The sequence below is a fragment of the Pseudoalteromonas sp. bablab_jr010 genome (assembly GCF_016464105.1).
Lineage (GTDB): Bacteria > Pseudomonadota > Gammaproteobacteria > Enterobacterales > Alteromonadaceae > Pseudoalteromonas > Pseudoalteromonas simplex.
Genome location: NZ_JACDWV010000070.1, coordinates 82,812 through 98,536, shown reverse-complemented (window position 1 = coordinate 98,536; position 15,725 = coordinate 82,812). Strand labels below are relative to the sequence as shown.

Genomic DNA, 15,725 nt, shown 5'->3' with positions numbered 1-15,725 from the left:
CACGGGTGAACATTCTTTATAACCAATATCTGCTGTTTGATATTGCCTCAATTAAACGTGTAATATCGTTTTCGAACACATGACCAATATTGCCAATTCTGAAGCAGTCAGCATCTGACACCTTACCTGGGTAAATCACAAACCCTTGGTTTTTAAGCAACAAGTAAAACTCTTTAAAGTCATACCCATTCGCTGTTGGAGAATAAAATGAGGTGATAATCGGTGAATGTAAGCTCTCATCTAAGAGCGTTTGAAAACCTAACTCTCTCATCGCAGTGACTAAAAGTTGCTGATTGTCTTTATAACGCTTATGACGTGCTGCAATACCACCCTCTTGTTCTAATTCAATTAGAGCTTGATGAAATGCGCGTACAACATGTGTAGGAGATGTGAAACGCCATTTACCTTGATTATTCTCCATACACTGCCACTGTGCATGTAAATCAAGTGACAACGAACGTGCAACCCCCTGTGATTCTTCAATTAAGTCACGTTTGCAAATTACAAAACCAAAACCTGGAACACCTTGAATACACTTATTAGATGAGCTAATCATTACATCAATGTGCCAATCTGCTAAGTCAAACGGTACGCCACCAAAGCTGCTCATTGCGTCTAAAATATACACTTTGTTATGGCGTGATAATAGTTCGCCCACTTGCTTTGCTGGGTTTAGCATGCCGGTCGTCGTTTCGCAGTGCACCATTGCAACATGACTAATGTTTTCATCACTCAAGAGTGTTTTTTCAATGTCGTCACAGTTTGGTAGCTGCGTTTCAGTGTAATTTAAAACACAATGGTCAACACCTAAATACTTGGCAATTTCTGCCATCCGTTTACCATATGCGCCATTGTTTATTATTAATAACTTATGTTCATTTGCGACTAAACTACCTAAAGCACTTTCTACACTCGCAGTGCCACTGCCCTGCATTAATGTGCACGTATAGTCAGAACTTTTAGTGGCCAAAGTTACAAGTTTGCTGCGAATAGCCTGTACAACACCTAAGTTATAATCGTCATCCCATGTACACCAATCCTTTAACATCGCTTGTTTTACACTGTCCGATGTTGTTAATGGGCCAGGAGTTAACAGTAAATATTCATTCATTTTTAATATCGCCTAAAATCTGGTCTAGTCCAGATATTATTAGGGATTTATGTTGATAAAAAAAGTGAAGTTTTTATGACTGCATTAAAAAAGGGCCTAACGGCCCTTTGCAAGTTAAATAATAAAGGAATCTAAAGGGAGTTTAGAACTTGTACTCTGCACCTACGTAGTAGTACGCACCGTTAAAACCAAATGGTGCTGAACGACGTGAGTAAGTGAATACACCAGGGCTTGAAACAATTGTGTTGCCGCTAGCATCAACAATCGTACCCGAGCGCGAATTACCAATGGTGTTCTTATCTGGGTAAACATCAAATAAGTTATTTGCACCAATGTTAAATGACAGGTTTTCGTTAAAGAAGTAGTTAACTTTAACATCAGTTAAGATTTCAGCACCGTATGTTTGACGGCCACCATCTTCAACTGTGTATTCGCCGTAACGGTTTAGAGATAGGTTTACAGTCCAATCTTCTAAGCGGTAAAGCGCGCTTAAGTTAATGCGGTCTTCAGGTTGCCATTCTTCGATAATTGACGTTTCTTGGGCAGAAAACACATCTTCTACCGGAATAGTTTCAAGACCACTGCCTGATGGCGTAAATAAATCAACCACATCTGTTTTAGTAAAGTTAGCAGCAAAGGTGAAATCTAGCGTACCGCCAAGACCTTCTGTGTTCCATGTGGCAACTAAATCAACACCTTCTGTTTCTGTGTCTGCACCATTTAAGAAGAACTGACCCGCACCTGCGCCTGAGCTTTCAAGTGCAGCATCTAGCGTATCTGATAAACCTTTACCTAAACGGTTTGAAATAACGATACGGTCGTCGATATCAATCGAGTAGTAATCAATGGTTAAATTGATATTGTCGGTTACGTTATACACAATACCTAAACTGCGGTTTTGTGACTTCTCTTCTTTTAGCTTAGGAATACCAATTGATTGCGCTAAAGTACTGTCGTTTCTGAACGTACCTACTTGCTCAGCCACTAAGCTGCCGTCATCGCCTACAACAAACTGAGTACTTACGTTATTAAAGTAAAGTTGTTGCATAGAAGGTGCTCTAAAACCTGTGCTTAATGCACCACGCAAAGACACATCTTCAGTGACAGACCAGTTACCTGCTAACTTAAAGTTAACGGTATCACCAAAGCCTTTGTAGTTATCGTAACGTACCGCACCTGAAATAATTACATCATCGATAACATAGGTTTCTGCATCAATATAGAATGAGATCACATCGCGCGACTCATCAACAGATGATGCCGGATCTGAGCCACCAAAACCTTGCGTACCGCTTGCAGCGTCAACACTACCTACCCCGCCATTTAAGCCAGAATAGATGCTCACACCATCAACTGTATCGTAATCACGGTATGCGTATTCGCTACCTTCAAGAATACGGAACTCATCGGTACGAAGCTCAGCACCTAGTGCTAATGAGAAGTTGTCGTAATCTTTGGTGTAATCAAGGTTTAGAGTTTGCAGTGATAATTCAAGGCCATATGCATACGCTGAACGCGGGATAGTGGCACGAATTTCATCAGCCGTTAAACCTTGGTCATAACGAAGGTAGTTAGCATAAGAGCCGTTGATAGTGTCGCTTGTGGTGTAATCAATGCTGTTTTCACCGTAGGTGTACGATAAATCAATGCTTGAGTCATTATCGAACGATTTTTTATAACCAAAGTTATAAGACACGTCATCAATGACAGTATTAATTTTCGGTAAGAACCCCATAGGAATGGTTGCATCACCATCTTGTAATACAGGGTTACCATTAGCATTTGCGTTATGACGGAAAAACGCAGCTGATTCGTTTTCACGATTTGAATAAGTGATAAAGCCATATAGCTCACCACCAGCAAGCTCGTAGCCAGTGTTAACGGTTAGAGCAAATTGCTGTGAATCTGCATCACCAATTCTAAACGTATCACGAGGTGCCGTTAACTCACGAGGGTCGCCTGCTAAAAGCGTACCGTCATCAAGTTCAGTACAGCCGTAAAATTGACATGAGCCATGAAGGCCAGCACGGTTTGTCGGCGCACGGTCACGGTAGTTGATTGTGGTATTTAAATAACCTTCATCACCTAAAGCAAAACCTTTGTTGAAATCAACAGTTACAGTTTCGCCATCGCCCTCTGAGTACTCACCGTAATTAATCGCCGCTTTACCTCCCTCTTCAGCGTCTTTTAATACGATATTAATAACACCTGCGATGGCATCTGAACCATATTGCGCAGCAGCACCATCACGTAATACTTCAATACGTTTGATTGCAGCAGCAGGAATAGCATTCATGTCGGTACCCGCCGTACCACGACCTACTGACGTATTAATGTGAATAAGGCTCGCTTGGTGGCGGCGTTTACCATTGATAAGAACTAAGGTTTGATCTGGCCCTAAGCCACGTAATGTTGCAGGGCGAAGTGCATCAGTACCATCACTGATAGACGAGCTTGAAAAGTTAAAAGACGGTGCAATAGCCTGAAGCATACGGCCAACTTCTGTTTGACCTGTATTCTCGAGTGCTTCGGCACTTAAAATATCAACCGGAACCGGCAAATCTTCAACCGAGCGTCCTGCTACACGGCTACCGACAACGGCAATTTTTTCGATGTTTTGTTCTGCTGATTGATCTTCTGCTAACGCTTGCGTATTGGCGGCAAGCAGTAATGGCACGACTGCAGCGCTGACCCCTGATACTTTGATCATGTTATTATCTATCCTATCTACTTGTTTGAGTTTTATACTCAGCAAGCCTTGTTGATCAACAACCGCATCGAGCTCAGTGCCTTCTAGCATCGCATTCAGTGCATCAAGTTTGGTGTAAAAACCAAACACTGATTGCGCTTGATATTGCTTTGCTAATTCGAAAGAAAAAATGACTGTTTGTTCGGTTTGCTTTGCAAATTCGATTAACGCCAAATCAGCTCGTTGCGCTTTGATGTCAAATTGCAGCATTTGTTTTTCAGCCGCTATTGCTACTTGGCCTGCTGTAAGGCCATAAATAACAAAAGAGGCAGGTAACAACGGCAATTGCTTACTGCGCAATTTAAACAAACAAGTGAGGAAGAAAAATCCGCTATGTAAATTTAACTTTTTTTTAATTAATTTTTTGTGACGAGAAAGTGGCGCACAATTAACATCATTAGATTGGCGTATTCTCATAGACAGAACTAACCTTTTGCAGCGATAGTTAAGCTAACACGATGTTCACCTAAACGTTGATGTTCTACACCTAAGTTGACCTGTAAAGAATCAAGCAAACCTTTAATGTCACCAGTTTTAAACACGCCAGCCACTTTTAAAGAGGCAAGTTCTGGATCATTTAATTCAAAACGTGTGGCGGTATAACGACTCACCTCTTGCAGAGCTTCGTCTAAAGACTCGCCATTAAAAATCAGCATTTCTTGTTGCCATGCCAAATCACGTTGTACGTCATCAACAGATAACTGCTTAATTGGTTCTGTTTTACTTTGTTTTATCAGTGCTTTCTCACCAGATACAACAACATTAGCGCGAAGCGCTTTTATATCTTCACTGTTATCTGAGGCGTCTTTTAAACGATTAAAGTCGCTAGCATCAACCTGCGTACCAGGATCAGCAATCATCACCTTGCCCTCGGTCACCACTAGCTCTAAGTCTGAAGCGGTATTTCGCTGAACATTAAACACTGTACCAAGTGCAGTAAATGATTTATCACCAGCAATAACCGTAAACGGACGGCTGGGGTCTTTGGCAACATTAAAGCGCCCTTCACCGCGACTCAAAATTAATTGACGACGATCGCCTGAGTAGGCAACTTCGAGTTTAGTATTGGTATTAAGCTGCACAATAGTGCTGTCTGGTAACACAAATTCAGCTTGCTCACCCACTTTAGTGCGGTAAATTTTGCTAAATTTGGCGTAGTCATTTTCTTCACTTTGCCAATAGCTTGAATAGATAAGCATGATACAACCAAGCAACATCACCACTAAAAAGCTGGCTGCGGTTGACATACCAAATACAGCAGGTTGTTTTTGCGGTGCTTTATAAGGAAACAAACTACTTAACTCATTAAGCACACTCATTTCATCCCACAAGGTCGCAAGTTCAAACAGAGCCTCTTGATGAGCCATACTTTGATGAGCCCAGATATGTAATTGGCTAACTTCATCTTTAGATAAGCCACGATCAATTGCACTGATCCAATGACTCGCCTGCTCTTGAATCATGTCTTTTGATGAAAATGGATGAACATTACTCATTTGCTCACCTCTTTTGCAGTGAACTCTGTGGTAGGGGTAAATGCCTGAGGTTGTACATCGTGTGATTTCATTGCTCGGTGAACATGCAATAAGCCTTTAGCAATATGTTTTTCAACAGTACTCTCGCTGAGATCCATTTTAGCTGCAATTTCCTTTTGGCTTAAGCCATAGACTTTTTTTAAGATAAAACATTTTTTAACCTGAGGGCTTAATTCGTTAGTTACTCGGCAAAAAAACAAAAAACGCTCTTTAGAAGTCACTTCATCTTCAAGTGCCATTGAACGCATGTGATGCTCAACCTGCTGTTGTTCATCTAACGATTCTTTGTATTTATTGTCCCATTTAGCGATGTGATTCAGCGCTAAATGTTTAGCTGTTTTCAGCATGTAACTGTGAGTATATTCGATATTTTGCTTAAGATCAGCTTCATAACTTTTTATAAACGTTTCTTGTATAATATCTTCTACATCATCAGGGCTGACAATTCGCGATACAAAGCGCCTAAGCTTGCTCGATATCTCAGTAAAAGCGGTGATAACCCCAGTTTGTTCTGTCATCCTTAACTCACCTTTATTATATTTTTATTGCTTTAGGGTACGAGATTTCAGTTTAATTACAAGCCATTTGTTAAGTTTTTGTACCTTAAGTAAACAAAGATTTCATAAACTCATAAAAAACCTCTGTTTTACGCGTCACTAGGTTGTTTTGTGGTTTTAAAAACCACACTGGCGCATCAGCATCAACTAGGCTATTAGGGAGTATTTCAATTAACCGCCCTTCGGCTAAATCGTCTTTAATTGCAATATAAGATTTAATCGCTATGCCATGGCCTGCAATCGCAGCCTGTGTCATGTTATCTGAATTAGATACAGTAAAACGCGTTCTCGCATTATAATTAATGACTTGTCCGCCTTCGCTAAATTTAAGCTGTCGCTGCCATGGCAAACACACCCAGTAATGGTCTTTAAGATCAGCCACCGACTTAGGTTGCCCATATTTTTCAATATAGCTCGGTGCTGCGCACAAAATACGTGAATTATTAACCAGCTTACGAGAAAGCAAGTTTGAATCTGCTAACTGACCAACTCGAATAGCCACATCTTGGGCATCATCAACAATATTCACAAATTGATCTGTAATCATAAAATCGAGTTTTAAGTCGGGAAATTGCTGTTCAAAGTGGCCAAGCTCAGGCATCACAAATTTTGAAAATACCCAAGGCGGCATAGTGACTCTTAAAAGCCCTGTTACTGCTGAACCCCGTGCGCCAATTTGATGCTCTGCATCATACAAGGCCTCTAAAATGGCACCAGCACGTTGATAAAACAGCTCTCCTGCCGGCGATAAGCGTATTCGCCGACTATCACGAAACAACAATACAGTACTTAACGCTTTTTCTAACTTACTTAAGCGATGACTTACCGTAGCTGGTGAGAGGCCCTGAGCTTTAGCGGCGGCAACTACACCTTGGTTTTCAACTATGGCAATAAAGGTTTCTAAATCACATAAACTGTACATGGCTTTGATTCAACATTTTCGAATTTAGGTTTCAGTTTTGTATTGTATATATAAATATTTAAAACTCTATACTTGCTACTAATTGTAAAAAATGATTGGAGCATGTATGTCTTTAAAAACCCAAATCGACGCCTTTGAAGTGCAAAAGAAAGCCAATGTCCCTGCTGATATCTTAAATTTGATGGATGTAACGACTGAAAAACTAATTGCTGAACAATTAAGTGAACATGCTTTAAAAGTCGGTGATAAGTTTCCAGCATTTGAATTACCCGACAGCAAGGGCAAACAAATCAGCTCGACTGAATTGCTAACTAAAGGCCCGCTTGTGCTTAGCTTTTACCGTGGTGGTTGGTGCCCGTATTGTAATTTAGAGCTTCGCGCGCTTAACAATATGCAACAAGCATTTGCTGATCAAAATGCACAGTTAGTTGCTGTTTCGCCTCAGTTACCTGATGAATCACTGTCTACCCAACAGCAAAACGAGCTAGCTTATACGGTGCTTTCTGATGTGTCTAACTCTTTGGCTAAAAAGTGTGGCCTAGTATTCACCTTAGATGAACGCTTGATCCCTGTTTACGATCAACTTGGTTTAGATATTCCAAAAGCCAATGGTGACGAAAGCTACGAATTACCATTACCAGCAACCTACGTTATTGATAGCCAAGGGGTAATTCAATTTGCATTTGCCCATGAAGATTACACTCTAAGAGCAGAGCCTTTAGATGTTCTTAACGCAGTTAAGGCACTAAATCATGTTTAAAAAAGTATTTTTTAGTCTAGTTTTATTGGTAACCCTAACTTACTCGGGAGGCACAATGGCAGAGTCTCAACACCAAGCAAAACCAAAAGTAATTGTGTTTGATGTCAACGAAACCTTGCTTGATCTTGAACAAATGCAAAGCTCAGTCGCTAAAGCGCTTGATGGCAATACCCAGCTATTGCCACTTTGGTTTTCGACAATGCTTCACCACTCTTTAGTAAGTACGGTATCGAATGATTATCATGACTTTGGTGAAATCGGTGTTGCAGCACTGATGATGGTGGCAAGTAATAATCAAATTTCGTTAACCAACGAGCAAGCAAAACAAGCGATTGTACCACCGCTTTTATCTTTACCTGCGCATAGGGATGTTAAACCAGCATTAGCGAAATTAAAGCAAGACTATAAACTAGTCAGCTTTACAAATTCGACAAACAACGGTGTAAAAGCACAGTTTCAACATGCTGGCTTAACAGAATACTTTACTCACCGTTACAGTGTTGAAGATATTAAAGTGTATAAACCCGATCTGCGCGCTTACAAGTGGTTGCTTGAACAATTAAATGTAGCGCCTCACGAAGCCTTGATGGTTGCTGCTCACGGCTGGGATGTAGCAGGCGCTAAAGAAGCGGGTATGCAAACAGCGTTTATCGCAAGGCCCGGTAAAGCGCTTTACCCACTGGCAAAGCAACCAGATTACATTGTTAAAAACCTTGAAGAGTTAGCCTCTTTACTAACGAAAAAGTAAAAAACGATTTAAACCCTTAAATTAACGCAAAGCGAAAATGCTTTGCGTTTTTTTGTGCCTAATAAAAAAGTAAACTACAGGGTGTACCTTTCTCTTTTTTGGGTATAAACTAAACGCTAATTGAAAATGCATAGTGACGTCTTTCATCCTGATAGACTACTTTTTATGTATACCTACTTAACAATTGGACTGTGGAGTAAACATGCGTCTGCCTTTCGCACCTGCCAAATTATCATTATCTGCGTTGTTATTAGTTTCTGCTCCTTTGCTACTGCAAGGTTGTTCTGAAGCGCCACAGCAACAACAGGGTCAAATGCACCCCGCCGCTGTCGCGACTATGACAATGGAAACTCACGATGCACCTTTTACTATTGAGCTGCCAGCGACGCTGTCTGGTTCAAAAGAAGTTGAAGTTCGTGCCCGTGTCACCGGTATTCTTGAATCACGCAACTTTGAAGAAGGTCAGCGTGTAGAGCAAGGCCAATCACTGTTTACAATTGACCTTGAACCTTATCAACTTGCGGTTGACCGAGCGCAAGCAGCACTTGATGGTGCAAAAGCAGCGCTTGTTCAAGCTGATCGTGATGTTAAACGATTAGCTAAACTACGTGCCGAAAAGTCCGTTTCACAACGTGACTACGATAACGCTAGTTCAACCAATGATATTGCTAAAACTGATTTAGCAGCTGCAAAAGTTGCCTTAAAAGAAGCGCAACTAAACCTTGAATATGCGCAAGTGAAAGCCCCTGTTGCAGGTGTAATGGGACGTGAGTTTGTTTCTGAAGGCACTTATGTTTCTGGTCCAGATTTATTACTGACTCAAATGACTCAGTTTGACCCTATTCGTATTCGTTTTGGCTTATCTGAGCGTGAACAACTGCAAATGCGTCAAGATGTTAAAAATGGCTCACTGACATTACCTGAGCAAGGCCATTGGAAAACACAAATTAAACTTCAAGACGGCTCGTTATACGGACAAACCGGTGAAGTTAACTTCTCAGATGTGCGTATTAATCCAAACACAGGTACCAGTGAGTTTCAGGCAATTATTCCTAACCCTGATTTTCAACTTCGCCCGGGCCAATTCGTGCGCGTTGAGTTAAGTGGTGCAGTACGCAAAAACGCTTTCATCGTACCGCAACGTGCAGTACTTGATAACGGCACCGGTAAGTTTGTTTATGTAGTAAGTAAAAACGAGCAAGGTATGGATGTCGCTTTACCTGCCCCTGTTACTGTAGGTGAGTGGATCAAAAAACCAGAAAACGAGCAATACCAAAATTTTTGGTTAATTCGCAGTGGGTTAAAAGAAGGTGACCAAGTTATTGTTGATGGCATGGCACGTATTTTCTTCCCGGGTATGCCAGTCAATGTTGGCAAACCAGCCGCTAACCCTAGCCACGCAAAATAAGCACAGGAAGTCTTATGTTTTCTCGTTACTTTATAGACAGACCCATTTTTGCGTTTGTTATCTCTATTGTTATTGTACTTGCGGGCCTTGCTGCGATGCGCAGCTTACCTGTGGCGCAATATCCTGAAATAGCCCCACCGGTTGTACAAGTAACCGCAGCCTACCCAGGTGCATCTGCCGATGTGCTTGAGCAAACGGTTGCGACACCGATTGAAAATGCCATTACCGGTGTTGAAGGCATGATGTATATGTCATCAACGTCAACCAGTGCAGGTTCAACGACCATCGAAGTTACTTTTGAAATTGGTACTGATGTTGACCAAGCAGCCGTTAACGTAAACAACCGTGTTAAGCAGGTTGAAGCGCGTTTACCTGAAGAAACACGCCGTCAAGGTGTGGTGGTTCAAAAAGGTTCTTCTAGCTTTTTACAAGTTCATGCCTTTTACTCACCAGATGGAACACGTTCAAGTTTATGGACATCAAACTATGTCACTATGAACGTGCTAGACCGTGTTAAACGTATTCCAGGCACTACCAGTGTACAAATTTTTGGTGCCAAAGATTACGCAATGCGTATTTGGCTGCGCCCTGATGTAATGAGCCAGTTAGGTGTTACTGTTGAAGAAATTGCAGGGGCAATTCGCGTACAAAATTCACAATATGCGGCAGGTAAAATTGGTGCAACACCAACTACACAATCTCCACAAGAGCTGGTTTACAGTGTAACTGCACAAGGGCGTTTGTCTGAGCCTGAGCAGTTTGAAAATATCATTATTCGTTCAAACACTGACGGCAGTAGCTTACGCTTAAAAGACGTTGCCCGCGTTGAGCTTGGCTCAAAAGACTATAACTTCAAAGGGACGATTAACGGTAAAGAAGCGGTACTGTTAGGTATCTTCTTGCAACCGGGTGCTAACGCTCTTGATGTAGCTGAAGAAGTAAACAGTGTTATTGAAGAAATGAAAAGCCAGTTCCCGACCGGACTTGCACATTTAACCTCGTACGACACAACCCGCTTTGTTGAAGTATCGATTCGTGAAGTTGTAAAAACACTGCTTGAAGCCATGGTATTAGTATTCTTAGTGGTGTACTTATTTTTACAAAACTGGCGCGCCACGCTTATTCCAACTCTTGCAGTGCCAGTATCACTACTGGGCACATTTGCCGGTATGTATATGCTGGGTTACTCAATTAACTCACTCACCTTATTCGGTATGGTGCTGTCGATTGGTATTGTTGTTGATGATGCCATCGTAGTACTTGAAAACGTTGAGCGTATCATGCACGAAGAAGGGCTCGGTGCTAGAGAAGCCGCTGTTAAAGCGATGGGCGAAGTAAGCGGCCCGGTGGTGGCAATTGTTTTAGTACTTTGCTCAGTGTTTGTGCCAATTGCGTTTTTAGGTGGCTTAACCGGTGAGTTATTCCGCCAGTTCGCTATTACTATTTCGATTGCTGTAAGTTTATCGGGTGTCGTTGCTTTAACGATGACGCCAGCGCTTTGTGTACTTATTTTAAAACAAGAACACAAGCAAACTGCCCGCTTCTTCTTATGGTTTAACGACATGTTTACCAAGATCACCGGCCGTTACGTTGGTGCTGTTGGATTTATGGTGCGCCGTGGTCTGTTAGGTCTGATCTTAATGACAGGTATGATTGCCGCAACGATTGGCCTTTGGCAAAACACCCCAGGTTCGCTTGTGCCAGATGAAGACCAAGGTTATTACATCTCTGCAATCTTCTTACCTGACGGTTCATCACTTGAACGCACAGAGCAAGTCACGCAGCAAGTTGTTGAGGCCGTGCAATCAAACCCAGCGAACGAAAACGTGGTAGCGTTTACCGGTTTTGACTTTATTGGCGGTGGTTACAAAAACAGCGCTGCAACCTTATTCGTGACACAAAAACATTGGGATGAGCGCGAAGTTGATACCAAGGCGCTGGTGCAAGAGCTCTTTATGAAAACAGCAGGTATTAAAGAGGCGCTCGTTCTTGCCTTTAATCCTCCGGCTATTTTTGGTTTAGGTAACACAGGTGGTTTTGAGTTTTACATTCAAAACAAAGGTGATAGCGACCCAGACAAACTTCAACATGCAATGCAGTTGATGACAGCTGAAGCACAAAAGAGCCCTATTATCAGTGGCCTGCAAACACTTTGGCGCCCTGACGCACCACAGCTACGTGTTGATGTTGACCGTGAACAAGCCCGTGCCATGGGTGTAGAAATTGATGATGCGTTCACTGCCCTTGCCGGTAACTTGGGGACTTATTATGTTAACGACTTCAATAAATTTGGTCGCGCATGGCAAGTGCTAATGTCTGCAGACGCTGAATTCAGAATGAAGCCTGATGACATTGGCCGTATCTATGTTAAAAACAACCAAGGTACTATGGTGCCGCTTTCAGCCTTTACCACTATCGAGTATAGCCGTGGCCCTGAAAACCTAAATCGTTATAACAACTTACCAGCTGTTAAACTGATGGGTAATGCAGCGCCGGGTTACAGTTCGGGTCAAGCTATTGCTGAAGTTGAGCGTATTGCACAAGCCGTTTTACCACCTAATATGACCTACGAGTGGACAGGCTCTGCATTCCAAGAGAAACGCAGTTCAGGCACCACAGGAATTGCCTTAGGCCTTGCTGTGATCATGGTATTTTTGATTCTAGCAGCGCTATATGAGCGTTGGTCACTACCGCTGTCTGTGATGCTTGCTTTGCCATTTGGTACCTTTGGTGCGCTTATAGCGGTTTGGGTTGTGGGCATGACAAACGATGTATACTTCCAAATTGGTCTGGTAACACTTCTTGGTCTTGCTAGTAAAAACGCGATTCTTATTGTTGAATACGCCTTGATGAAACATCAACAAGGCTGGAGCGCAAGTACGGCTGCGCTTGAGGCTGCGCGTTTACGTTTTAGACCAATCATTATGACTTCGCTTGCTTTCATTTTGGGCGTTGTGCCTTTAGTACTAAGCTCTGGCGCAGGTGCAGGTGCCCGTCACAGTGTTGGTACCGGTGTAATGGGCGGTATGATGGCAGCGACATTCCTGGCAGTATTCTTTGTGCCGCTGTTCTTTTATTGGTTAACGGCACGTAAGTTAACTGAAAAACGTTCAAGACAAGAGCTTGCTGATGAGATAGCAGCACATCATCAACAAGAACATGTTAAAACCCAAGAGGGTAACCTGTAAAAAATGAAGGGCAAACAATGAGTTTGCCCTTTTTTTTGATTATTTGATTACTAGCAATTTACTGCTTCGAACGCTAGTATTAAGGAAAGATGTGTGGAGTACAGCATGAATAATCAAAAATTAGCCGAATTTGAACAGTATTTTCAAATCAACGAGAGCAACCGTGTCAATTTATATGCGGTTGAACCAAGTGCTGTGCCAAAAACCAATGCTGAACTTGAAGCGGATATCCCTGCCCTATTTAAACTTGCCAACGAAGTAAACGAACTTGAGCAAACAAGCTTACGACCACTTCGTAATCTAGGTGATGTTGCACAAGAACTGGCGGCCTTTTTACAGGCGCAATCTCGTAAAATTGATTTAATCATGAGTCACATCTTAGCCTCAGAGCAGCCTGACGATAACGCAAACTATTGCGATAGTTATGGCGGTGGCGGTGTAAAACTTACCTCAGCTGATGTGTATGAATTAGGGCAAACATTTCGCACAAAGTTATTCTTACAACACGAAGCATCAGCTATTTATTGCTATACCGAATTAGTGGCCATTGAAAAATGTGATGATGATAAATACCAATACACATTATTGTTTACTGCCATTCGCGATGCTGACCAAGATTTAGTCGTAAGAGCGGCCCTGCACGCACAAACACGCCAACTAAAAAAACGTCAGCAAGAAAACAATCAGCAAGACAGTTAAAAATCACGCTTTATCGCGCACAAAAAGCTGACATCTATGGCTAAAATGCTAAACTAGCCCCACCTTAGTTTGTTTAATACCTTCATGAAATTTAGACTTTTACCTGAATGGGCTGAGCAAGATGCAGTTATGCTTACTTGGCCTCATCAAGACACAGATTGGGCAGCAAATTTAACCGCTGTTGAGCCTGTGTATGTAGCACTTTGCCAAGCAATAAGCCAACAACAAGATGTTGTGATTGTGGCACATGATAATGCCCTCAAAGCACATATTGAGGCATTACTTTCAAATGCAGAGGTTGATGCTAAACGCATTCACTTTGTGGTGACACCCTGTAACGATACTTGGGCACGTGACCATGGCCCATTGACCTGTGCGAATATTGATGACGCAACAGAATTGAAAGTAATGGATTTTATTTTTAATGGGTGGGGCAATAAGTTTGCAAGTGATCTTGATAACCAAATTAATCAAGTACTTGTAAAAAAAGTCGCTAATTCTAAAAATGGCTATCAGCAAAGTGAACTGGTTCTTGAAGGCGGTGGCGTCGAGATCAATGAACACGGCGTGCTACTCACAACCAGCGAGTGCTTATTAAACCCAAATCGTAACCCAGAACTCACAAAAGCAGATATAGAACAAACGCTGGTTGAGCAACTGGGTGCTACGTCGTTTCTTTGGGTTGATCATGGTTACCTTGCGGGTGATGATACCGACAGCCATATTGATACGCTGGTACGTTTTGCACCAAACAACACGCTTGTTTATGTACAGTGTGATGATAAAAATGATGAGCACTTTGCAGCCCTTAATGCAATGGAAAAGCAACTGCAATCATTTAAAACAGCCGAGGGTGAAAACTACACGCTGATTGCCTTACCTTGGCCAAAAGCAGTGTTCGATGAAGATGGTGACAGATTACCTGCCACATACGCTAATTATTTAATTATCAATAAAACCGTTTTAGTACCAATTTATGGTGATGAAAACGATCAACTGGCGCTTGGTCAGGTTGCCAAAGCATACCCAGATCACACTGTAGTAGGTATTAATTGTGTGCCAATTATTCACCAATTTGGCAGCTTACACTGTATTACAATGCAATTACCGCGCGGCTTTTTAGCAGGAACAAACAATGACTAAACCAACGCATTTAAAGGTTGCTCTTGTTCAGCAATCAAACACCGATAATGCTCAAGACAATATGGCAAAATCAATTGCTGGTATTCGTGATGCAGCAAGCCAAGGCGCTAAGCTTATTGTTCTTCAAGAGCTACACCGCAGTTTATACTTTTGCCAAACCGAAGATGTAGACGTTTTTGATTTAGCAGAAACAATTCCTGGCCCAAGCACAGACACCTTAGGCGCACTTGCCAAAGAACTTAATGTGGTGATCGTGTCATCATTATTCGAAAAGCGCGCTACAGGACTTTATCACAATACTGCTGTGGTACTTGAAACTGACGGGAGCATTGCCGGTAAATACCGTAAAATGCATATTCCTGATGACCCAGGCTTTTACGAGAAGTTTTATTTTACACCAGGTGATTTAGGTTTTGAGCCTATTCAAACCTCTGTCGGTAAATTAGGTGTATTAGTATGTTGGGATCAATGGTTCCCAGAGGCTGCACGCTTAATGGCAATGGCCGGTGCTGAAATTTTAATTTACCCAACAGCCATTGGCTGGGACCCGCGTGATGAAAAAGACGAGCAAACACGTCAAAAAGACGCTTGGGTTATTTCACAACGTGCTCATGCAGTTGCCAACGGCGTGCCGGTGATCAGCTGTAATCGTGTTGGCCACGAAAGTGATCCAAGCGGTCAAAGTGAAGGTATTCAGTTCTGGGGGAACTCGTTTATCGCGGGCCCTCAAGGTGAAATCTTAGCCGAAGCGAACAACAGCGATGAGCAATTATTAGTTGTTGAATTAGACCAAGCACGTAGTGAAAACATACGTCGAATTTGGCCTTACCTTCGTGATCGTCGTATCGATCACTATCAGGACTTAACCAAGATTTATCGAGACTAAGCAGAAAAAACAGTTTAAA

12 protein-coding genes are annotated in these 15,725 nt (G+C 42.1%); 7 read left to right on the top strand and 5 right to left on the bottom strand.

Features of this window, described 5'->3' with window-relative positions; genetic code table 11:
* Window positions 1-16 precede the first annotated feature (16 nt).
* From phnW to JIG37_RS05905, 5 genes are all read right to left on the bottom strand, one after another.
* Complete coding sequence (gene phnW, locus JIG37_RS05925) at window positions 17-1,111, bottom strand: 2-aminoethylphosphonate--pyruvate transaminase (RefSeq protein WP_199528940.1); 1,095 nt, start codon at window positions 1,109-1,111, stop codon at window positions 17-19.
* 142 nt (window positions 1,112-1,253) lie between these two features.
* Window positions 1,254-4,277: a TonB-dependent receptor gene (locus tag JIG37_RS05920; protein WP_199528939.1), complete on the bottom strand. Its 3,024-nt coding sequence runs from the start codon at window positions 4,275-4,277 to the stop codon at window positions 1,254-1,256.
* A gap of 8 nt (window positions 4,278-4,285) precedes the next feature.
* A complete protein-coding gene (locus tag JIG37_RS05915; protein ID WP_138618222.1) occupies window positions 4,286-5,356 on the bottom strand; it encodes a FecR domain-containing protein in 1,071 nt (356 codons plus the stop codon).
* Window positions 5,353-5,913 (bottom strand): RNA polymerase sigma factor, encoded by a 561-nt coding sequence (locus tag JIG37_RS05910; RefSeq protein WP_199528938.1) that lies wholly within the window; start codon window positions 5,911-5,913, stop codon window positions 5,353-5,355. Before JIG37_RS05910 ends, JIG37_RS05915 begins: the two co-directional genes overlap by 4 nt.
* Before the next feature lie 85 nt (window positions 5,914-5,998).
* The gene (locus JIG37_RS05905) at window positions 5,999-6,874 is read right to left on the bottom strand and encodes a LysR family transcriptional regulator (protein WP_199528937.1); all 876 of its coding nucleotides are present in this window, start codon (window positions 6,872-6,874) and stop codon (window positions 5,999-6,001) included.
* Between the two features lie 106 nt (window positions 6,875-6,980).
* Here JIG37_RS05905 and JIG37_RS05900 point away from each other — a divergent pair, with 106 nt between their 5' ends.
* From JIG37_RS05900 to JIG37_RS05870, 7 genes are all read left to right on the top strand, one after another.
* Entirely contained in the window at window positions 6,981-7,634 is a 654-nt protein-coding gene (locus tag JIG37_RS05900) for a peroxiredoxin-like family protein (protein ID WP_166339333.1), read from the top strand.
* Window positions 7,635-7,689: 55 nt separating this feature from the next.
* Window positions 7,690-8,382 carry a haloacid dehalogenase type II gene (locus JIG37_RS05895; RefSeq protein WP_199528936.1) on the top strand — a complete coding sequence of 231 codons (693 nt, stop codon included), beginning with the start codon at window positions 7,690-7,692 and terminating at the stop codon, window positions 8,380-8,382.
* A gap of 202 nt (window positions 8,383-8,584) precedes the next feature.
* A complete protein-coding gene (locus JIG37_RS05890) occupies window positions 8,585-9,790 on the top strand; it encodes an efflux RND transporter periplasmic adaptor subunit (protein WP_199528935.1) in 1,206 nt (401 codons plus the stop codon).
* A 14-nt stretch (window positions 9,791-9,804) separates the two neighbouring features.
* Window positions 9,805-12,978: a multidrug efflux RND transporter permease subunit gene (locus JIG37_RS05885; RefSeq protein WP_138618207.1), complete on the top strand. Its 3,174-nt coding sequence runs from the start codon at window positions 9,805-9,807 to the stop codon at window positions 12,976-12,978.
* A 105-nt stretch (window positions 12,979-13,083) separates the two neighbouring features.
* Window positions 13,084-13,677 carry a PilZ domain-containing protein gene (locus tag JIG37_RS05880; RefSeq protein ID WP_058584935.1) on the top strand — a complete coding sequence of 198 codons (594 nt, stop codon included), beginning with the start codon at window positions 13,084-13,086 and terminating at the stop codon, window positions 13,675-13,677.
* Window positions 13,678-13,761: 84 nt separating this feature from the next.
* On the top strand, window positions 13,762-14,820 hold the full coding sequence (locus tag JIG37_RS05875; protein WP_199528934.1) for an agmatine deiminase family protein: 1,059 nt from the start codon (window positions 13,762-13,764) through the stop codon (window positions 14,818-14,820).
* Window positions 14,813-15,706 (top strand): carbon-nitrogen hydrolase, encoded by an 894-nt coding sequence (locus JIG37_RS05870; protein WP_054553061.1) that lies wholly within the window; start codon window positions 14,813-14,815, stop codon window positions 15,704-15,706. The genes JIG37_RS05875 and JIG37_RS05870 overlap by 8 nt, the downstream gene beginning before the upstream one ends.
* Window positions 15,707-15,725: the final 19 nt, after the last annotated feature.